Raw genomic sequence first — 20,047 nt, forward strand, 5'->3', positions numbered from 1 at the left:
CGGGCTCAGGCGTAGTCGAGCGGCAGCGCGGTGGTGTACTTGATCTGCTCCATCGCAAAGCTGGAACTCACGTCGGCCAGCTCGGCGCCCTGGATCAGCTTCTTGTAGACCGCGTCGTAGGCGGCGATGTCGGGCACCACCACGCGCAGCAGGTAGTCGGTATCGCCGGCCATGCGGTAGAACTCGGTGACTTCGGGAATCGAGGCCACGAGGTCGTGGAACGCCTTCAGCCACTTCACGTTGTGCTGGCTGGTGCGGATCGACACGAAGACCGTGACGCCCACGTTGAGCCGGGCGGCGTCCAGCAGCGCCACGCGCTTGCGGATGATGCCGGACGCCTCCAGCTTCTGCACGCGGCGCCAGCACGGCGTGGAAGTCAGCCCCACGCGCTCGCCGATCTCGGCGACGGGCACGGCGGCATCCTCCTGCAGGATGTTCAGGATCTGGCGGTCATAGCGGTCCATGGGCGTCTCGAAGGGGTAGGTCGGCCGGCGCCGGCCGTCCCCGCGCGGCCGGTGCTAGCTGACGATGGTATCCACCAGCAGGTTCACGCCGGTGGCGATGCGGTCCTGCTCCACGCCGTAGATGTGCAGCGACACGGCCACCGTGTCGCCGTCGTTGCCGAGCGCGTGGATATGGCGCAGGCCGGCCGGCACGCTGAACGTGTCGCCCACGGCGCGCGGCACGGCGCCGGTCTGCTCGGCCGTGCGGCTGGCCGGATTCCACCGGTAGTGGCGCTCGGACAGCGTGCCGCGCAGCACGCGGTACGCACACCATGTGCGATGGCCATGCACGGGGCTGTGCTGGCCGGGGCGCCAGACCAGCACCATGACGGAGAACCGCTCGAAGGGGTCGGCGTGCACCAGGTGGCGCGTGTAGTGGTCGGGGCTGCCGTCCAGCGCGCCGGGCGGCAGGGCGGCCAGCAGCGTGTCGATATCGTCCATGCCGGCCGCCACGTGGGCAGCCACCATGCGCGCGCTCTGGGCCAGCGTCGCCTCCATGCCGGCGGCCAGCCGGGCGAACGGGGAGGGCGGGACGGGCGGGAACGGCAGGTCGGACAGGTTGGCCGGGACGGACGTGGCTGGCATGGCGCGCTGATTGTGGGGGGATCGCAATGGCATCCATGTTAAAAGCCCGCTCCGAGCAGAAACCTGCAAGATATGGTGGGAAAGACGGTGGAATGGTAATCCCATTCTCCATTCTGGGCGAGAACCGGAAAATTATTGCCCGCCACGCCATCCGGCACCGGCCGGGCGATAATCCGCGCCATGGAAATCAAATGGCTTGAAGACTTTGTCAGCCTGGCCGAGACGCACAGCTTCTCGCGCTCGGCCGAGCTGCGGCACGTCACGCAGCCGGCGTTCTCGCGCCGCATCCAGTCGCTGGAGGCGTGGGTGGGCACCGAGCTGATCGACCGGTCCAGCTATCCCACCAGCCTGACGGCGGCCGGGAAGGTGTTCTACGAGCAGGCGCTGGCGATGCTGGCGCAGGTCAGCGAGACCCGTGCGCTGATGCGCGGGCAGCGGTCGGCCAACGCCCAGGTGCTGGAATTTGCCGTGCCGCACACGCTGTCGCTGACGTTCTTCCCCGAATGGCTCAAGGGCGTGGAAAGCCAGCTCGGCACGCTGCCGTGCCGGCTGCGGGCGCTCAACGTGCACGACGCCGTGCTGATGCTGGTGGAAGGCGGCTGCGACCTCGTCATGGTCTATCACCATCCGCGCCAGGCCATCCAGCTCGATCCGGCCCATTACGACATGCTGGTGCTGGGCACCGAGCGGCTGTCGCCGTACAGCGTGCCCGACGCCGGCGGCCGGCCGCTGTTCCGGCTGCCCGGCACCGACAAGAAGCCGGTGCCGTTCCTGAGCTATACGCCCAATGCGTTCCTGGGCCGCATGGTGGACATGCTGCTGGCCGAGTCGGCCGATACGCTCAAGCTGGACAAATGCTACGAGACCGATATGGCCGAGGCGCTCAAGGTCATGGCGCTGGCCGGGCACGGCATGGCGTTCCTGCCCGAGAGCACCGTGCGCGAGGACGTGGCGGCCGGGCTGCTGGTGCGCGCCGAGGCCGCGCGCGGGCTGCCCCAGTCGATCGACATGGAGATCCGGCTCTACCGCGAGCGGCCGGCCGAGAACGGCGGCGACCGGCGCGCCGGGCCGCTGCGCCGCAAGCGCCAGCTGGTGGACAAGATCTGGGCGACGCTGGTTGCGCCGTCAACGGGATCGGCGGGCGGCTGAGCCGGGCTGGAGGGGCCGGTGCAACGTTATGCGTGCCTTGCATAATGGCGCCGGGGCGGATGACCAATCGGCATTGGATTCCGGCAGGGGGGCGCCGATATGCTGCGTGTCACCTTCACTCGGAACCCAACGATGTCTTCCGCAGCACCGACGCAAAACGTCTCCAATGCTCACGCCCTGCCTTCGTACCTGAACGCCGACCACCTCGGCCCGTGGGGCATCTACCTGCAGCAAGTCGACCGTGTCACGCCCTACCTGGGCTCGCTGGCACGCTGGGTGGAAACGCTGAAGCGCCCCAAGCGCGCGCTGATCGTCGACGTACCGATCGAGATGGACAACGGCACCATCGCCCACTTCGAGGGCTACCGGGTGCAGCACAACCTGTCGCGCGGCCCGGGCAAGGGCGGCGTGCGCTTTCACCAGGACGTGACGCTGTCCGAGGTGATGGCGCTGTCGGCGTGGATGTCGGTCAAGAACGCGGCCGTGAACGTGCCGTACGGCGGCGCCAAGGGCGGCATCCGCGTGGATCCGCGCACGCTGTCGCAGGGCGAGCTGGAACGGCTGACGCGCCGCTACACCAGTGAAATCAACATCATCATCGGGCCCAGCAAGGACATCCCGGCGCCCGACGTCAACACCAATGCCCAGGTCATGGCCTGGATGATGGACACCTACTCGATGAACTCGGGCAGCACGGCCACCGGCGTGGTGACCGGCAAGCCGATCTCGCTGGGCGGCTCGCTGGGCCGCCACGAGGCCACCGGCCGCGGCGTGTTCGTCGTGGGCTCGGAAGCGGCCCGCAACCTGGGGCTGGACATCAAGGGCGCGCGCGTGGCCGTGCAGGGCTTCGGCAACGTCGGCGCCGTGGCCGCCAAGCTGTTCCACGAGGCCGGCGCCCGCGTGGTGGCCGTGCAGGACCACCGCACCACGCTGTACAAGCCGGCCGGCCTGGACGTGCCGGCCATGATGGAATACGCGTCCCACAGCGGCACCATCGACGGCTTCCAGGCCGAGGTGCTGCGCGGCGATCAGTTCTGGGAAGTGGACTGCGACATCCTGATCCCGGCCGCGCTGGAAGGCCAGATCACGGCCGAGAACGCGCCGAAGATCACGGCCCGGCTGGTCATCGAGGGCGCCAACGGCCCGACCACCCCGCAGGCTGACGACATCCTGCGCGAGCGCAACATCCTGGTCTGCCCGGACGTGATCGCCAACGCCGGCGGCGTGACCGTGTCCTACTTCGAATGGGTGCAGGATTTCTCCAGCTTCTTCTGGACCGAGGAGGAGATCAACGAGCGCCTGGTACGGATTATGCAAGAAGCCTTCCGGGCGATCTGGCAGGTTGCCCAGGACAACAAGGTCACGCTGCGGACGGCCGCGTTTATCGTGGCGTGCTCGCGGATCCTGCAGGCGCGCGAGATGCGCGGTCTGTACCCCTGATGCAGGCGGTTCTGATGCCGGAGGGCTGGCGCTGCTGCAATGCAGCAAATCCTCCGGTTCTCAGCATCCACTGAAAAGCGGCGGCCGGATTTTCCGGCTGCCGCTTTTTTTATTGGCCGGGGGTTTGGCGGAACTGGCAAGCGGGCGTTTGCAGATGTGTCTCATTTTGGCGCATCGCCGCGAAACCATGCCCGCAATGGCACCACTTAGGGGAAAAACCCGTTGTCTTGGGTCAATTGCTAAGCAATACTGTTTCGCCGGCAGGACTGTCTGATACAGTCCCGCCTTTCTCTTCATGGTCAAGGAGATGTTATGAATGTTGCCAAGTTGGCTGGCCTGATGATTGCGGCAGGCATGCTGTGCGCGAGCGCGCAGGCAGCCGAGCCGCTGACGGGTACGCTGCAGAAGATCAAGGATACGGGTGTCATCACGCTGGGTGTGCGGGACTCTTCGATTCCGTTCAACTACAACCTGGGCGGCGTGCGCCAGGTGGGCTATTCCTACGATATCAACATGAAGATCGTGGAAGCCATCAAGGACCAGCTCAAGCTGCCGAACCTGCAGGTCAAGGAAATCCCGATCACCTCGCAGAACCGCATCACGCTGCTGCAGAACGGCACGATCGACATCGAGTGCGGCTCGACGACGAACAACCTCGAACGCCAGAAGCAGGCATCGTTCACCACCAGCATCTTCATCATCGGCACGCGCATCATGGTGAAGAAGGACGGCGGCATCAAGGACTGGGCCGACCTGAAGGGCAAGAACGTGGTCACCACGGCCGGTACGACGTCCGAGCGCCTGCTGCGCAAGATGAACGACGACCAGAAGCTGGGCATGAACATCATCAGCACCAAGGACCATGGCCAGTCGTTCCTGACGCTGGAATCGGGCCGTGCCGTGGCGTTCATGATGGACGACGCGCTGCTCTACGGCGAGCGCGCCAAGGCCAAGAACCCGAACGACTGGATCGTCGTGGGCAAGCCGCAGTCGCGTGAGTCGTATGGCTGCATGATCCGCAAGGACGACGCGCCGTTCAAGAAGCTGTCCGACCAGGTCATCACCGGCCTGATGAAGGATGGCTCGATCAACGCCATGTACACGAAGTGGTTCCAGCAGCCGGTCCCGCCGAAGGGCCTGAACCTGGACTTCCCGCTGTCCGAAGACATGAAGGCGCTCTTCAAGAACCCGAACGACAAGGCACTCGACTGATCTGCACGATCGGAGCAGTGCGAAACGGAAGGAGCAGTCCTTCCGTTTCTTTTTGAGGACGCACTATGGATTACATCTTTCACTGGGGAGTGTTCCTCGAGCAGGCCGCCTCCAACGAGACGTACCTGGACTGGATGATCTCCGGTCTCAAGGTCACGATCGCGCTGGGCCTGTCGTCGTGGGTCATCGCCCTGATCATCGGCTCCGTGCTGGGCGTGCTGCGCACCGTGCCGAACAAGTGGCTGTCGGGTTTCGCGGCCACCTACGTCGAGATCTTCCGGAACATTCCGCTGCTGGTGCAGCTTTTCATCTGGTACTTCGTGGGCCCCGAGCTGCTGCCGGGCGGCGAGGCGATCAAGCAGATGAACCCGTTCACCCAGCAGTTCCTGGCCGCCATGCTGTGCCTGGGCACGTTTACCGCCGCCCGGGTCTGCGAACAGGTGCGCTCGGGTATCAATTCGCTGCCGCGCGGCCAGAAGAACGCCGGGCTGGCCATGGGTTTCACGCTGGCCCAGACGTACCGCCACGTGCTGCTGCCGATGGCGTTCCGCGTCATCGTGCCGCCGCTCACGTCCGAATTCCTGAACATCTTCAAGAACTCGGCCGTGGCGTCGACGATCGGCCTGCTGGAACTGGCCGCGCAGGGCCGCCAGCTCGTGGACTACACGGCGCGGCCGTATGAGTCGTTCATCGCGGTGACGCTGCTGTACGCCGCCATCAACGTGACGGTGATGCTGCTGATGCGCTGGGTGGAACGCCGCACCCGCGTGCCGGGCTTCATCGGCAGCAAGTAAGGAGCTGGAACATGGCATACGAATTCGATTTCAGCTCGATCAATGCGTCGACCATCCACGTGCTCGGCGAGGGCATGGCGGTGTCGCTCAAGATCACGGTCACGGCCGTGATCGTGGGCATCGTGTGGGGCACGATCCTGGCGATGATGCGCCTGTCGTCGTTCCGGCCGCTGAACTGGTTCGCCCAGGCGTACGTGACGGTCTTCCGGTCCATCCCGCTGGTGATGGTGCTGCTGTGGTTCTTCCTGATCATCCCGCAGCTGCTGCAGAAGGTGTTCAACCTGTCGGCCGCGTCCGACCTGCGCATGACGTCCGCGCTGATCGCGTTCTCGCTGTTCGAGGCCGCGTACTACTCGGAAATCATCCGCGCCGGTATCCAGAGCGTGTCGCGCGGGCAGATGTTCGCCGCGCAGGCGCTGGGCATGACCTATGGCCAGACCATGCGGCTGGTGATCCTGCCGCAGGCGTTCCGCAACATGGTGCCGCTGCTGCTGACGCAGGGGATCATCCTGTTCCAGGACACGTCGCTGGTGTACGTGAGCGCGCTGGCGGACTTCTTCGGCCAGGCCTACGGCATTGGCGAGCGTGACGGCCGCATCGTGGAGATGCTGCTGTTCGCGGGCCTGGTGTACTTCCTCATTTGTTTCTCCGCTTCACTGCTGGTCAAGCGTTATCAGAAAAAGGTGGCCGTATGATCGAGATTAATAACGTTTCCAAGTGGTACGGCACGTTCCAGGTGCTGACCGATTGCACGACCCGCGTGGCCAAGGGTGAAGTGGTGGTGGTGTGCGGCCCGTCGGGCTCGGGCAAGTCGACGCTGATCAAGACGGTCAACGCGCTGGAGCCGTTCCAGAAGGGCGACATCCTGGTGGACGGCACCTCGGTCGGCGACGCGAAGACCAACCTGCCCCGGCTGCGCTCGCGCGTGGGCATGGTGTTCCAGAACTTCGAGCTGTTCCCGCACCTGTCGATCACCGAGAACCTGACCATCGCGCAGATGAAGGTGCTGGGCCGCTCGAAGGAGGAAGCCATGGCCAAGGGCCTGAAGTACCTGGACCGCGTGGGCCTGAAGAACCAGGCGGCCAAGTACCCCGGTCAGCTTTCGGGCGGCCAGCAGCAGCGCGTGGCCATTGCCCGTGCGCTGTCGATGGACCCGATCTGCATGCTGTTCGACGAGCCCACCTCGGCGCTGGACCCCGAGATGGTCAACGAGGTGCTGGACGTGATGGTGCAGCTCGCCCAGGAAGGCATGACCATGATGTGCGTGACCCACGAGATGGGCTTCGCCCGCAAGGTGGCCAACCGCGTGATCTTCATGGACGCCGGCAAGATCGTCGAGGACTGCGCCAAGGAAGAGTTCTTCGGCAACATCGACGCCCGCTCGGAGCGCGCCCGCCAGTTCCTGTCCAAGATCCTGCACCACTAAGCCGGTGCCTGGCTTCCCTCTCCCGCCGTGCGGGAGGGGGAGCCTCCCCAACCCTCAGGTACAGGCCGTATTCGCCGCATTCTTCGCCTGGACTTCGGGCGGAATGGGCACGGTCCACGTCATGGTCGGCCGCCCGGCCTCGAACATGATCAGCTCGCCGGGCGCGAACTGCGTCCAGGTCTCGTTGTCGGTCAGCGGGGCGGTGGCGATGACGGCCACGCGGTCGTCGGGCGTGGTGACCTGCGCGAAATCGATCGACAGGTCCGCGTCGATCAGGTGCGCCTTCGAAAACGGCCACTGCCGCACGATGTAGTACAGCCGTGTCGAGCAGTGCGCAAACAGCGCCTGTCCATTACATAGCAAAAAGTTGAAAACGCCGTGCAGCGTGATGTCCCGCGTGATGTCCGCCAGCGCGTGGCCCAGCTCGTTCAGCGGCGGCTGCGAGCCCGGAAAGCGCTTGCGCAGGCCCTGCATCAGCGTGCAGAACGCCAGTTCGCTGTCGGTATCGCCCACCGGCTGGTAGACGCCGGACAGGAACGGCGTGAACCCGTGCAGGTCGCCGTTGTGGGCGAAGATCCAGTGCCGGCCCCACAGCTCGCGCATGAACGGGTGGCAGTTCTCCAGCAGCACCGTGCCCTGGGTGGCCTTGCGGATGTGCGAGATGACGTTTTTAGACTTGATCGGGTAGCGCTTGATCAGGTCGGCCACGGGCGAGGTGCCGGCCGACTGATTGTCGATGAACAGCCGGCAGGCCTTGTCCTCGAAGAACGCCACGCCGAAACCGTCGGCGTGATGGTCCGTGACGCCGCCGCGGGCGGCAAAGCCGGTAAAGGAAAACGTCACGTCGGTGGGCGTGGCGCAATTCATGCCTAGAAGCTGGCACATGGCAAGGGCACCGTGCGGCAGGGGGCTGCCGCTTTGCAATAGAATGCAGACATTATCCTGCGCGTGCCCGGTGCTGCCAAGCCGGGTGCCGCGCCCCGCCACCTCGCCCCTTCCCAGCCATGAGTCAATACAAGATCGCTGTCATTCCCGGAGACGGAATTGGAACGGAAGTGATGCCGGAAGGCATCCGCGTCATGGACGCCGCCGCGCGCCGCTTTGGCGTCGACTTCCAGTGGGACCATTTCGACTTTTCCAGCTACGCCTACTTCGAGCGCCACGGCAAGATGCTGCCGGACGACTGGTTCGACACGCTGGTCAAGTACGACGCGATCTACTTTGGCGCGGTGGGCTGGCCGCAGAAGATGCCCGACCACGTGTCGCTGTGGGGCTCGCTGCTGCAGTTCCGGCGGTCGTTCGACCAGTACGTGAACCTGCGGCCCGTGCGGCTGATGCCCGGCATCAAGAGCCCGCTGGCCGACCGCAAGCCCGGCGACATCGACTTCTACGTGGTGCGCGAGAACACCGAGGGCGAGTATTCCAGCATTGGCGGGCGGATGTTCCCGAACACCGAGCGCGAAATCGTGGTGCAGGAGACCGTGATGAGCCGGCACGGCGTGGACCGCATCCTCAAGTTCGCGTTCGAACTGGTCCGGAAACGGCCGAAGCAGCATCTCACGTCGGCCACCAAGTCCAACGGCATCTCGATCACGATGCCGTACTGGGACGAGCGCGTGGAGGCCATGGCGGCCAACTATCCCGGCCTGAAGGTGGACAAGTACCACATCGACATCCTGACCGCCCATTTCGTGCAGCATCCGGACTGGTTCGACGTGGTGGTGGCCAGCAACCTGTTCGGCGACATCCTGTCAGACCTCGGCCCGGCCTGCACGGGCACGATCGGCGTGGCGCCGTCGGGCAACATCAACCCGGACCGCGTGTACCCGAGCCTGTTCGAGCCGGTGCACGGCTCGGCGCCCGACATCGCGGGCAAGGGCATCGCCAACCCGATCGGCCAGATCTGGTGCGGCGCGATGATGCTGGAGCACCTGGGCCATGCCGATGCCGGCGCGGCCGTGCTGCAGGCCATCGAGCAGGTGCTGGCCGCCGGCCCGGGCCACGCGCCGCTGACGCGCGACATTGGCGGCACGGCGTCCACGGCCGACCTGGGCCAGGCCATCGCGGAGGCGCTATGACATTCCAGGGCTGCCCCCGCACCTTGCTGCTCGAAAGCTTTCGCGCCGCCGTGGCCGCCGCGGACCCGCTGGAAATCGTCGCCGGCCACCTGCCGCCGCCCCACGCGGGCGGGCGCACCCTGGTGGTGGGCGCCGGCAAGGCGGCCGCGTCGATGGCGCTGGCCGTCGAGCGCGCCTACGAAGGCAAGGCCACGCTCGAAGGCGTGGTCGTCACGCGCTACGCGCACGGCCTGCCGACGCAGCACATCCGCGTGATCGAGGCCGGGCACCCGGTGCCCGACGAGGCCGGCGAACAGGCTGCCGCCGATATCCTGGCCCAGGTGCAGTCGCTGGGCCCCGACGACCGGCTCATCGTGCTGGTATCGGGCGGCGGGTCGAGCCTGCTGTCGCTGCCGGCCGAAGGCATCCCGATGGCCGACCTGAAGGCCACCACGCGCGAACTGCTGCGCTGCGGCGCGCCGATCACCGACATGAACATCGTGCGCAAGCATGTCTCGCGCATCCAGGGCGGGCGGCTCGCGCAGGCCAGCCGGGCGCCGGTGACCACGCTGATCGTCTCCGACGTGGCCGGCGACGACCCCAGCGCCATCGCCTCGGGCCCCACCGTGCCGGACCCCAGCACCTATGCCGATGCGCTGGCGATCCTCAAGCGCTATGGCGCGACGGTGCCGGCCAGCGTCCAGTCGCACCTTGAACGCGGCGCGCGCGGCGAGATCGCCGAAACGCCAAAACCGGGCGATCCCCTGTTCGCCCGCGTCGACAATCGCATGATCGCCACGGCCCACGGCAGCCTGGAGGCGGCCGCCGCGCTGTTCCGCCGCCAGGGCATCCAGCCCGTGGTGCTGGGCGACACCGTGACCGGCGAGGCGCAGGAAGTGGCGCGCGTGTACGCGGCGCTGGTGCGCGAGATTCGCCAGTACAATGCGCCGTTCTCCGCGCCGGTGGTGCTGATCTCCGGGGGTGAATGCACCGTCACATTGCCCAGCGGCGGCGCGCAGCAGGCGCGCGGCGGGCGCTGTTCGGAATTCCTGCTGTCGCTGGCGATCGAGCTGGGCGGCGCGGCCGACATCCACGCCATCGCGGCCGATACGGACGGCATCGACGGCTCGGAAGACAACGCCGGCGCGTTGCTGGCGCCCGATTCGCTGGCGCGGGCCGAAGCGGCCAGCGTGTCCGCCCGGCACCAGCTCGACGCCCACGACGCCTGGGGCTTCTTTGATGCCATCGGCGACCTCGTGGTGACCGGCCCCACGCGCACCAACGTCAACGATTACCGCGCCATCCTGATTCTCTAAGTAGTGTTTGTCCCCATGACCCAGAAGCTAACGATTACCCGTCCCGACGACTGGCACCTGCACGTGCGCGACGGCGCCGCGCTGTCGGCGGTGCTGCCCGATACCGCGCGCCAGTTCGCGCGGGCGATCATCATGCCGAACCTGAAGCCGCCCGTGACCACGGTGGCCCTGGCCAGCGCCTACCGCGACCGAATCCTGGCCGCGCTGCCCGCCGGCATGGCGTTCGAGCCGCTGATGACGCTGTACCTGACCGACAACCTGCCGCCCGAGGAAATCGTCGCGGCCAAGGCCAGCGGCTTCATCCACGCGGTGAAGCTGTACCCGGCCGGCGCCACGACGAACAGCGACGCGGGCGTGACCGACATCCGCCGCTGCGCCGCCACGCTGGAGGCGATGCAGCGCGAGGGCCTGCCGCTGCTGGTGCACGGCGAGGTGACGGACGGCGACATCGACATCTTCGACCGCGAAGCCGTGTTCATCGAGCGCGTGATGCAGCCGCTGCGCCGTGATTTTCCGGAGCTCAAGGTGGTGTTCGAACACATCACCACGCGCGACGCGGCCCAGTACGTGGCCGAGGCCGAAGGCCCGATCGGCGCCACGATCACCGCGCACCACCTGCTGTACAACCGCAACGCGATCTTCACGGGCGGCATCCGGCCCCATTACTACTGCCTGCCCGTGCTCAAGCGCGAAGTGCACCGCGATGCGCTGGTCAAGGCGGCCACGTCGGGCAGCGCGCGGTTCTTCCTGGGCACCGACAGCGCGCCGCACGCCCGCGGCCTGAAGGAGCACGCCTGCGGATGTGCCGGCTGCTACACGGCGCTGCACGCGACGGAGCTGTACGCCGAGGCCTTCGATACCGCCGGCGCGCTGGACAAGCTCGAAGCGTTTGCCAGCTTCAACGGCCCGGCCTTCTACGGCCTGCCGCGCAACACCGGCACGCTGACGCTGACGCGCGAGGACTGGCAACTGCCGGCCGAGCTGCCGTACGGCGATACCACGCTGGTGCCGCTGCGCGCCGGCGAAACGCTGCGCTGGAAGGCCAGCTAAGGCGTTGCTGGCCGACATCGACTGGACGCGGCCGTGGTTCCGGCCGTTCGCGGCGTCGGCCCCGGTCTTCGACCATGGCGACCTGCGCCAGGCGCTCAATGCCCGCGCCGGGTCGCTGCGCAACGCCAGCGGCCTGCCGCTGCGGTTCGTGCCGCAGGCCGACCTGCCGGCGGGCGTCGCCTATGAATCGCACATTGCCGCCACCGGCCGGGTGCCCACGCGCGACAACCTGCACGACGCCTTCAACGGGTTGATCTGGCTGCACTTTCCGCAGACCAAGCGGCTGCTGAACCGGCTGCAGGCCGAGGCCATCGCCCGCGACGGGATAGGGCAGGTGCGCGGCGGCGTGCGCGATGCCGCAACGCTGTTCGACGAAAACGCCGTGATCTTCATCTCCGAGGTGCCGCCGCTGGCCGACGCCCTGCGCGGGTTTGCCTGGCGCGAGCTGTTCGTCGCCCGCCGCGACGCGTGGCACGACCAGTGCACGGCCATCCCGTTCGGTCATGCGCTGCTCGAAAAGCTCGTGCAGCCGTACAAGTCCGTGACGGGCCATGCGTGGTGGGTGCGCGCGGCGCCAGGCATCGCGCCCGAAGCCCTGGACGGCCGTCTGGCCGACACGCTGGCCGCCGCGGCAGGCGCGGGCGGGCTGGCCGGCGGCCGCAGCTTCTGGCCGCTGCCGGTCATGGGCATCCCTAGCTGGTGCGACGAAAACGCCGCGCCTGGCTTCTACGACGACACCGCCGTATTCCGCCCCGGACGCCGCGGCGCCGCTGCGGGCTGACCGGGCCGGCCATCGGTGTTAGACTGCGGCCCGCAAAGCAGGCCAGACAATCGCTGCTTGTCTCGCAAGGGGCAAGGGGAGGAAAGTCCGGACTCCACAGGGCAGGGTGTTGGCTAACAGCCATCCACGGCAACGTGCGGAATAGGGCCACAGAGACGAGTCTTGCCGCCGGCTTCGGTCGGCGGGAAGGGTGAAACGCGGTAACCTCCACCTGGAGCAATCCCAAATAGGCAGACGATGAAGCGGCCCGCCGAGTCTGCGGGTAGGGAGCTGGAGCCGTCAGGTAACGGGCGGCCTAGAGGAATGGTTGTCACGCGCCGCCTGCCCGCAAGGGTGCGCGGTGTGCACAGAATCCGGCTTATCGGCCTGTCTTTGCTTCTTCGGATATGGAAACGCCCGGCACTGGCCGGGCGTTTTTCTTTTGGCGGCCTGCGTCGGGGGTTCAGCCCTCGACGATCTCCGTCGTGTGCGTGATCTGGGCCGTCTTGGCCAGCATGATCGACGCCGAGCAGTATTTCTCGTGCGACAGCTCGATGGCGCGTTCCACCTTGGCCGGATCGAGATTCTTGCCCGTCACCGTGAAGTGGAAGTTGATCCTGGTGAACACCTTCGGATCGGTGTCGGCGCGCTCGGCTTCCAGCTTGACCGAGCAGCCGCGGATGTCCTGCCGCCCGCGCTTGAGGATCAGCACCACGTCATAGGCCGTGCAGCCGCCGGTGCCAAGCAGCACCATTTCCATCGGGCGCGGCGCCAGGTTGTTGCCGCCGCCGTCCGGAGCGCCATCCATCGCCACAAGGTGCCCGCTGCCGGTCTGGGCGATGAAGCTCATGCCCTCCGGACCCGACCATGTCACTTTGCATTCCATTTTTTCGTTCCTCGGTTCCTGTTTGGTTCTTTTCGCTCACGCCAGCGCGCAGGCGCATCTTGCTTTCCGCGAGTATAGGCCAATCGCGATGGCCGTCCCGGCTACGGGATTACCCCTAAGATTCTGAAGGTTTCCTCTAGTGTGGCATCCGCGCAGCACGTCAAGTTTTAACTTAAGTTTTTGATTTTTATAGATTTATGGCATTCGTCTGCGCTGGATTCATCATTTCGCATAATGATATGCCATTTCACACTGCAAATTTTCTTGCATCCACCGGACCCGTATGTATAATCCATTCCATCGAACGACGGCGCACGAGAGCGCGCCAGAGTGCGAAAGCGAAGCCGGTTTCAGACCCCATCGCCCCTCGCACCGCCCGCCATGACCGGCCCCGTCGATCGCCTGGTGTCTCCTCCACCCTCCTCCTTTGGTGGATTCAAACCCAAGTCCAAACCGACTTGGGTTTTTTTTCGCCGATTGCAAGGCCCGGCACAGCGCGCGCTGTGGCGCTGGCGGCGCTTCCCGGGCGTCCCGGCGACATCTTGACGAAAAGCCACATCTTTGCTTGTGCGATCGGCGCCGCGGACAGTATAATCGTCGGCTTTCCGGTCATTGCCCCCGGAAGAGATTCAGGGAGAGCCTGCAGATACAAGCAGGAAGGTCAGGTCCAAAGGGCCGGCCGTTCGACAGGACGCTAAAACGGCGACCGTCATCTCGGGCAGTTTTCAAAATTCAGGAAAAATCATGAAGACCTTTTCCGCCAAGCCTGCAGAGGTAAAGCGCGACTGGTACGTGATTGACGCGACGGACAAGGTCCTCGGCCGTGTTGCCAGCGAAGTGGCACGCCGACTGCGCGGCAAGCACAAGCCGGAATTCACTCCTCACGTCGACACCGGTGATTTCATCATCATCGTCAATGCAGCCAAGCTGCGCGTGACGGGTACCAAGGAACAGGACAAGAAGTACTACCGCCATTCGGGCTACCCGGGCGGTATCTACGAAACCACTTTTGGCAAGATGCAGCAGCGCTTCCCGGGCCGTGCCCTGGAAAAGGCTGTCAAGGGCATGCTGCCGAAGGGTCCGCTGGGCTACGCGATGATCAAGAAGCTGAAGGTTTATGCCGAAGGCGAGCATCCGCATGGCGCACAGCAGCCCAAGGTGCTGGAAATCTAAGGGGGCCAATCCATGATCGGTAACTGGAATTACGGTACTGGCCGCCGCAAGAGCGCTGTGGCTCGTGTCTTCATCAAGTCGGGCAAGGGCGAGATCGTCGTCAACGGCAAGCCCATCAACGAGTACTTCGCTCGCGAAACCTCGCTGATGATCGTGCGCCAGCCGCTGGAGCTGACCGCTCACGCCGAAACGTTCGACATCAAGGTCAACGTGACCGGCGGTGGCGAAACCGGCCAGGCCGGTGCCGTGCGCCACGGCATCACGCGCGCCCTGATCGACTACGACGCCACGCTGAAGTCGGCCCTGTCGAAGGCTGGCTACGTCACCCGTGACGCCCGTGAAGTCGAGCGTAAGAAGGTCGGTCTGCACAAGGCCCGCCGCCGCAAGCAATTCTCGAAGCGTTAATCCGCTTCCTGCAGGGTCCGGCCTTCGGGCGGATCCGGCACCCAGAAAACCGCACGCTTCGTCGTGCGGTTTTTTTTCGTCCGTTGCGCGGGCGCCATCACGGTTTGGCGCATGCTTGCCATTTCTTACACTTTTCATCAGCGTGGGGATCGCGTGGCGATACAATCACGGGCCTGCAGAACACAGGAATAGACGATCGCTGGCGACCATTTGGCGCGGTTGCCGCCAGGGGACGACATACCGGACGCTGCGGCCGGGTCTGCGACACGAGGGGGGTTGAACATGCTGTTTTCGAAGAAGAAGGGTTTGTCCATCGACACGCTGGTAGGCCAGGACGCCGCCATCGAGGGCGATGTGACCTTTTCCGGGGGCTTGCGGCTCGACGGCCGCGTACGCGGCAACGTGCTGGCGGCAGACGGCAAGCCCAGCATGCTCGTGATCAGCGAGAAGGGCGTGGTCGAGGGTGAAGTCCGCGTCGACCATCTGATCCTGAACGGCACCGTGACCGGGCCGGTGCATGCCGCCGAACTGCTGGAGCTGCAGGCCAACGCGCGCGTCTATGGCGAGGTGCGCTATGCGGCACTTGAAATGCATCAAGGCGCCATCGTCGAAGGCCGCCTGGTGCCATTGGTCCAGGGCGAGATCAAGGCCTTGCCGAACCATATGCCGCCTGCCGAGGTCAACGAAGAACCCGCTGCCACGGCCGAGCCGGCCGACGACGGCGACAAGGCCCCGGCCGATGCCAAGGTGCCGGCCTGAGTGGCGAAAACGTCCAGAGCCCCTTGAAAACAAAGGGTTTCGGCACGATTTGTGAGTAGCGCTTAGAATACGGGCGTATCTAACCAGGAGAATCCCCATGAACGCAGTCGCAGAGGCACCCGTTACCGAGGACGTGCCGGCACCGTTCGTCTTTACCGACAGCGCGGCCGACAAGGTCAAGCAACTGATCGAGGAAGAGGGCAATGCCGAACTGAAGCTGCGCGTGTTCGTGCAGGGCGGCGGTTGCTCCGGCTTCCAGTATGGCTTCACGTTCGATGAAGACGTCAACGAAGACGACACCACGTTGGTCAAGAACGGCGTCACCCTGCTGATCGACTCGATGAGCTACCAGTACCTGGTTGGCGCCGAGATCGACTACAAGGAAGACATCAACGGCGCCCAGTTCGTGATCAAGAACCCGAATGCCTCGACCACCTGCGGTTGCGGCTCGTCGTTCTCGGTCTGACGCCAGGCCCGACGGCCTTGCCAGAAAAAAGCGCACCACCCGGTGCGCTTTTTTTATTGCCGCGGGCCGATGGTTTCAGCGCGGGTAGACCGCCCCCAGCACACGCGGCCCGGCCGCGCCCGTGACGGTCGGCACGTTGCCCGGCGCGCGGCGCACGCATTGCCGCGCCAGCCAGGCAAAGGCCAGCGCCTCCACCTGAGAGACCGGCACGCCGAAGTCGTCGGTGGTCTGGACGGTCACGCCGGGCAGCAACTGCCCCAGCATCGCCATCACGTGCGCGTTGCGCGCGCCGCCGCCGCAGACGATCAGCCGGTGCGCGTTCGGGGCGTGCGACTGGACGTCGCGCGCGATGGCCGTAGCCGTCAGCGTGGCCAGCGTCGCCTGGACGTCGGCCGGATCGGGCGGCGTGGGCAGGCCATCGAGCACGTCCTGTAGCCAGCCCGGATGAAACAGGTCCCGCCCGGTGCTCTTGGGCGGCGGCGCGCGGAAGTAGGGCTCGGCCAGCAGCCGGGCCAACAACTCGGCATGCACCTGGCCACTCGCGCCCCAGGCGCCGCCATCGTCGAAGGCCACGCCGCGATGTCGATGGATCCACGCATCGAGCAGCGCATTGCCCGGGCCGCAGTCGAAGCCCGTCACCGGCCGGCCTGTGCTGGCCGCCGGCAGGATGCTGATATTGGAGATACCGCCGATATTGCAGACCACGCGCGTTTCGTCGCGGGCGCCGAACAGCGCGGCGTGCACGGCCGGCACCAGCGGCGCGCCCTGGCCGCCCGCGGCGATGTCTCGGCTGCGGAAATCCGCCACCACGTCGATATCGGTCAGCTCGGCCAGCAGCGCCGGATGCTGCGACTGCCGCGTGTAGCCGATGCCGTCGTACAGGCCGGGCCGGTGCCGGATCGTCTGCCCGTGCGCGCCGATGGCGGCCACCTCGGCCGGATCGCGGCCCGCCACCTTCAGCAGTTCGGCCACGCAGTCGGCATAGACGCGCGCCAGTGCGTTGGCGGCCACGGCCTCGCGGTGGATCTCATCCTCGCCAGGCTGCTGGAGCGCGCCGAACGCGGCGCGCAGGTTATCGGGAAAGGGGGTGTGGGCCGCCGCCAGCACCACCGGCTGCGGCCCCGAGAAGTCGACGAGCACGCCATCCGCCCCGTCCATGCTGGTGCCCGACATCAGGCCGACATAACACTCGCTGGACGAGACGGACATGGATCAGTTGCTGGCGGTCAGGACGTTGTAGGTGCGCAGCATGTTGATGCGGCTCAGCATGGCGCTCGTATAGGAAAGGAATTCCGCGCGCGACTTGCCCGTCAGCGTCGGCGCTTCCATCAGCGTCGTGGTCAGCGGGTTCTGCGGCACGTCGTTGTAGCGGAATTCGTAGTGCAGGTGCGGCCCGGTCGCCCAGCCCGTCGACCCCACATAGCCAATCACCTGGCCCTGGTTCACGTGCTGGCCCTCGCGGATGCCTGCAAAGCCGGACAGGTGGGCGTAGTACGTGGAATAGCCGCCCGCGTGCTGCAGCACGATGATGTTGCCGTAGCCGTTCTGCTGGCCGACGAACTCCACGGTGGCATCGCCGGTGGCAAAGACCTTGGTGCCCTGCGGCGCGGCAAAGTCCACGCCCTTGTGCTGGGCCCACTGGTGGTGCAGCGGATGGTCGCGGCCGCCAAAGCCCGACGACATCCGCGAATACTCGACCGGCGACCGCAGGAACGGCCGCTTCATGCTCCGGCCATCGAACGTGTAGTACGCGCCGGGCTCGCCGTCCTCGGGCGAATACCAGAGCGCCTGGTACAGCGTGTTGCGGTTGATCAGCTCGATGGCCACCACGCGGCCGTTGCGCACGAACGCGCCGTCGCGGAAGCCGGCCTCGTAGACGATGCGGAAGCGGTCGCCGCGGGCGATGTCATGGTGGAAGTCGATCACGCCCGAGAAGATCGAGATCATCTGGCTGACCACTTCGTCGGGCACGTTGGCGGCGTCCATTGACTTGAAGAAGCCGGCGGCGTCGATCGCGCCCGACGCCATCTCGTAGTGCACGTCGTTGTCGACCGACGCGATGCGCGCCTTGTACGTGTAGTCGCCGCCGTCCTTCTTCGGCGCCACGCGCTCGATCACCAGTTCGCGCGACGCCGTGGCGTCGCCGCCCATGTTGGCCTGCAGCGACACCAGCAGGTTGCTGTCGTCGATCTCGGCCTGCACGGTCTGGCCCGGGTTCAGGCTGAACAGCCCGCGGGCGGTGGGATTCTTGAGGATGAACGCCTGGGCGTCCGGGTCCTCGACGCCAAGCCGGCGCAGCAGCGTGGCGATGGTGTCGCCGCGCTGCATGCGCTCCTGGCGCACGTAGACGCTGCCGCCGTCGGCTTCGGTCAACTGGGCAAGCTGCTCGCTGACGTCGGGCATGCGCAGGGGCTGCTGCACGCGCGGGGCGAGCGGATCGTCGAAGGCGTTGCGGGGGGCAACGCCCATCGCGGCCGCCATGCCGAGCGTGAAGACCGTGCCGACGGCAACGGTCAACTGCTTGCGGCGGCGCGCATGCTGGGGATTCGTAGGGTCGACAAGGACCACCAGCTCACGCGCGAAAACTTCGCGGAGACTAGACCACATCACGTAGAATTCAAGCTTTCGGTATTGCCAGGCCGCTGCCGCGACGATATGTCTCGTCTGCCTTCCTCCCCCGAGGTGCGGTGCGGGCGTTGTCTGTGTGCCGCCTGCTTGGCGGCCGGCCGACGGATCGGGTCCGTCAGGCACGAAGCGCGGATTATACCAGAACAATGCTGGCCGTCCGTCGCAATTTCTTTATAGATTTCAAAGACTTACGTCATGAGTGAAGTGTCCTCGGCCGCCGCGCCCCAATATCCACTTACGCCGTCGGTGATGCGCGCACTGGAGATCACCAAGCGCGGCTGCGACGAGCTTCTGGTCGAATCCGAGTGGCTCCAGAAGCTCGCGCGCAGCGAGGCCACCGGCGTGCCGCTGCGCATCAAGCTGGGCCTGGACCCGACCGCGCCCGACATTCACCTCGGCCACACGGTCGTGCTCAACAAGCTGCGCCAGTTGCAGGACCTGGGTCACCAGGTGATCTTCCTGATCGGCGATTTCACGTCGACGATCGGCGATCCGTCGGGCCGCAACAGCACGCGCCCGCCGCTGACCCGCGAGCAGATCGAGGCCAACGCCCAGACCTACTACCGGCAGGCCAGCCTGGTGCTGGACCCGGCCCGCACCGAGATCCGCTACAACAGCGAGTGGTGCGATCCGCTCGGCGCGCGCGGCATGATCCAGCTTGCCGCAAAGTACACCGTGGCCCGCATGATGGAGCGCGACGACTTCACCAAGCGGTTCCGGTCTGGGATTCCCATTTCGGTCCATGAGTTCCTTTATCCGCTCATGCAGGGCTACGATTCGGTCGCGCTGAAGTCCGACCTGGAGCTGGGCGGCACCGACCAGAAGTTCAACCTGCTGGTGGGCCGCGAGCTGCAGAAGGAATACGGCCAGGAGTCGCAGTGCATCCTGACCATGCCGCTGCTGGTGGGCCTGGACGGCGTCGAGAAGATGTCGAAGTCCAAGCACAACTACATCGGCGTGACCGAGGCCCCGAACGACATGTTCGGCAAGCTGATGAGCATCTCGGACGACCTGATGTGGCAGTACTTCACGCTGCTGTCGTTCCGGCCGATGAGCGAGATCGACCTGATGAAGCAGGAGATCGCGATGGGCCGCAACCCGCGCGACTGCAAGGTGGCGCTGGCGCAAGAGATTGTGGCGCGCTTCCACAGCCAGGCCGATGCCGAGGCGGCGCTGGAGGCGTTCAACCACCGCGCCCGCGGCGGCATTCCCGACGACATCCCGGCGGTCAGCCTGGCCGGCGCGCCGCTGGGCATCGCGCAACTGCTCAAGCAGGCCAATCTGGTGCCGTCGACGTCGGAAGCCAACCGCAACATCGAGCAGGGCGGCGTGAAGATCGATGGCGAGACCGTCAGCGACAAGGCGGTGAAGATCGCCGCCGGCACCTACGTGGTCCAGGTGGGCAAGCGCCGCTTTGCGCGCGTGACGCTGGCCTGAG

At 66.0% G+C, this 20,047-nt stretch carries 21 protein-coding genes and 1 other RNA gene; 16 read left to right on the forward strand and 6 right to left on the reverse strand.

Features of this window, described 5'->3' with window-relative positions; all coding sequences use genetic code 11:
• Window positions 1–5 precede the first annotated feature (5 nt).
• Both EPAKOI_RS01920 and EPAKOI_RS01925 read right to left on the reverse strand, forming a co-directional pair.
• Window positions 6–464 carry an Lrp/AsnC family transcriptional regulator gene (locus EPAKOI_RS01920; protein WP_124682449.1) on the reverse strand — a complete coding sequence of 153 codons (459 nt, stop codon included), beginning with the start codon at window positions 462–464 and terminating at the stop codon, window positions 6–8.
• 54 nt (window positions 465–518) lie between these two features.
• The gene (locus EPAKOI_RS01925; protein ID WP_423192824.1) at window positions 519–1,088 is read right to left on the reverse strand and encodes a cysteine dioxygenase; all 570 of its coding nucleotides are present in this window, start codon (window positions 1,086–1,088) and stop codon (window positions 519–521) included.
• A gap of 180 nt (window positions 1,089–1,268) precedes the next feature.
• Between EPAKOI_RS01925 and EPAKOI_RS01930 the strand changes: the two genes are divergently transcribed.
• From EPAKOI_RS01930 to EPAKOI_RS01955, 6 genes are all read left to right on the forward strand, one after another.
• A complete protein-coding gene (locus tag EPAKOI_RS01930; protein WP_423192825.1) occupies window positions 1,269–2,237 on the forward strand; it encodes a LysR family transcriptional regulator in 969 nt (322 codons plus the stop codon).
• 132 nt (window positions 2,238–2,369) lie between these two features.
• A complete protein-coding gene (locus EPAKOI_RS01935) occupies window positions 2,370–3,677 on the forward strand; it encodes a Glu/Leu/Phe/Val family dehydrogenase (protein WP_423192826.1) in 1,308 nt (435 codons plus the stop codon).
• Window positions 3,678–3,989: 312 nt separating this feature from the next.
• Entirely contained in the window at window positions 3,990–4,889 is a 900-nt protein-coding gene (locus EPAKOI_RS01940; RefSeq protein ID WP_124682445.1) for a glutamate/aspartate ABC transporter substrate-binding protein, read from the forward strand.
• 65 nt (window positions 4,890–4,954) lie between these two features.
• Window positions 4,955–5,683, forward strand: a complete 729-nt coding sequence (locus tag EPAKOI_RS01945) for an amino acid ABC transporter permease (RefSeq protein WP_124682444.1) — start codon at window positions 4,955–4,957, stop codon at window positions 5,681–5,683.
• Window positions 5,684–5,694: 11 nt separating this feature from the next.
• On the forward strand, window positions 5,695–6,378 hold the full coding sequence (gltK, locus tag EPAKOI_RS01950) for a glutamate/aspartate ABC transporter permease GltK (RefSeq protein ID WP_124682443.1): 684 nt from the start codon (window positions 5,695–5,697) through the stop codon (window positions 6,376–6,378).
• The gene (locus EPAKOI_RS01955; RefSeq protein ID WP_313837705.1) at window positions 6,375–7,109 is read left to right on the forward strand and encodes an amino acid ABC transporter ATP-binding protein; all 735 of its coding nucleotides are present in this window, start codon (window positions 6,375–6,377) and stop codon (window positions 7,107–7,109) included. The genes gltK and EPAKOI_RS01955 overlap by 4 nt, the downstream gene beginning before the upstream one ends.
• Before the next feature lie 54 nt (window positions 7,110–7,163).
• Here the strand turns inward: EPAKOI_RS01955 and EPAKOI_RS01960 are convergent, their stop codons facing one another.
• Window positions 7,164–7,994 (reverse strand): class II glutamine amidotransferase, encoded by an 831-nt coding sequence (locus tag EPAKOI_RS01960; protein WP_124682441.1) that lies wholly within the window; start codon window positions 7,992–7,994, stop codon window positions 7,164–7,166.
• Between the two features lie 119 nt (window positions 7,995–8,113).
• Here EPAKOI_RS01960 and EPAKOI_RS01965 point away from each other — a divergent pair, with 119 nt between their 5' ends.
• The 5 genes from EPAKOI_RS01965 to rnpB all read left to right on the forward strand — a co-directional run bounded on the left by EPAKOI_RS01965 (window position 8,114) and on the right by rnpB (window position 12,691).
• The gene (locus EPAKOI_RS01965; protein WP_423192827.1) at window positions 8,114–9,187 is read left to right on the forward strand and encodes a tartrate dehydrogenase; all 1,074 of its coding nucleotides are present in this window, start codon (window positions 8,114–8,116) and stop codon (window positions 9,185–9,187) included.
• Complete coding sequence (locus EPAKOI_RS01970; RefSeq protein ID WP_423192828.1) at window positions 9,184–10,482, forward strand: glycerate kinase type-2 family protein; 1,299 nt, start codon at window positions 9,184–9,186, stop codon at window positions 10,480–10,482. The genes EPAKOI_RS01965 and EPAKOI_RS01970 overlap by 4 nt, the downstream gene beginning before the upstream one ends.
• A gap of 15 nt (window positions 10,483–10,497) precedes the next feature.
• Window positions 10,498–11,532, forward strand: a complete 1,035-nt coding sequence (gene pyrC / locus EPAKOI_RS01975) for a dihydroorotase (RefSeq protein WP_423192829.1) — start codon at window positions 10,498–10,500, stop codon at window positions 11,530–11,532.
• A gap of 4 nt (window positions 11,533–11,536) precedes the next feature.
• A complete protein-coding gene (locus EPAKOI_RS01980; protein WP_423192830.1) occupies window positions 11,537–12,313 on the forward strand; it encodes a DUF3025 domain-containing protein in 777 nt (258 codons plus the stop codon).
• A gap of 34 nt (window positions 12,314–12,347) precedes the next feature.
• An RNA gene (rnpB, locus tag EPAKOI_RS01985) (RNase P RNA component class A) lies at window positions 12,348–12,691 on the forward strand.
• A 64-nt stretch (window positions 12,692–12,755) separates the two neighbouring features.
• On the opposite strand, the gene EPAKOI_RS01990 is transcribed toward rnpB, so the two are convergent.
• Window positions 12,756–13,178: an OsmC family protein gene (locus tag EPAKOI_RS01990; protein WP_423192831.1), complete on the reverse strand. Its 423-nt coding sequence runs from the start codon at window positions 13,176–13,178 to the stop codon at window positions 12,756–12,758.
• A gap of 744 nt (window positions 13,179–13,922) precedes the next feature.
• Here EPAKOI_RS01990 and rplM point away from each other — a divergent pair.
• The 4 genes from rplM to erpA all read left to right on the forward strand — a co-directional run bounded on the left by rplM (window position 13,923) and on the right by erpA (window position 15,981).
• On the forward strand, window positions 13,923–14,351 hold the full coding sequence (gene rplM / locus EPAKOI_RS01995; protein WP_124682435.1) for a 50S ribosomal protein L13: 429 nt from the start codon (window positions 13,923–13,925) through the stop codon (window positions 14,349–14,351).
• A 12-nt stretch (window positions 14,352–14,363) separates the two neighbouring features.
• Complete coding sequence (rpsI, locus tag EPAKOI_RS02000) at window positions 14,364–14,756, forward strand: 30S ribosomal protein S9 (protein WP_124682434.1); 393 nt, start codon at window positions 14,364–14,366, stop codon at window positions 14,754–14,756.
• A gap of 282 nt (window positions 14,757–15,038) precedes the next feature.
• A complete protein-coding gene (locus tag EPAKOI_RS02005; protein WP_124682433.1) occupies window positions 15,039–15,515 on the forward strand; it encodes a bactofilin family protein in 477 nt (158 codons plus the stop codon).
• A 97-nt stretch (window positions 15,516–15,612) separates the two neighbouring features.
• The gene (gene erpA, locus EPAKOI_RS02010; RefSeq protein WP_315594340.1) at window positions 15,613–15,981 is read left to right on the forward strand and encodes an iron-sulfur cluster insertion protein ErpA; all 369 of its coding nucleotides are present in this window, start codon (window positions 15,613–15,615) and stop codon (window positions 15,979–15,981) included.
• 75 nt (window positions 15,982–16,056) lie between these two features.
• On the opposite strand, the gene EPAKOI_RS02015 is transcribed toward erpA, so the two are convergent.
• Window positions 16,057–17,190 (reverse strand): anhydro-N-acetylmuramic acid kinase, encoded by a 1,134-nt coding sequence (locus tag EPAKOI_RS02015; RefSeq protein ID WP_423192832.1) that lies wholly within the window; start codon window positions 17,188–17,190, stop codon window positions 16,057–16,059.
• 3 nt (window positions 17,191–17,193) lie between these two features.
• Window positions 17,194–18,588, reverse strand: coding sequence for a M23 family metallopeptidase (locus EPAKOI_RS02020; RefSeq protein WP_423192833.1), 1,395 nt, complete (start codon window positions 18,586–18,588; stop codon window positions 17,194–17,196).
• A gap of 216 nt (window positions 18,589–18,804) precedes the next feature.
• On the opposite strand from EPAKOI_RS02020, the gene tyrS reads away from it, so the two are divergent.
• Window positions 18,805–20,046, forward strand: a complete 1,242-nt coding sequence (gene tyrS, locus EPAKOI_RS02025) for a tyrosine--tRNA ligase (RefSeq protein WP_423192834.1) — start codon at window positions 18,805–18,807, stop codon at window positions 20,044–20,046.
• Window position 20,047: the final 1 nt, after the last annotated feature.

Source organism: Cupriavidus sp. H18C2, assembly GCF_049393795.1.
Classification (GTDB): domain Bacteria; phylum Pseudomonadota; class Gammaproteobacteria; order Burkholderiales; family Burkholderiaceae; genus Cupriavidus; species Cupriavidus pauculus_C.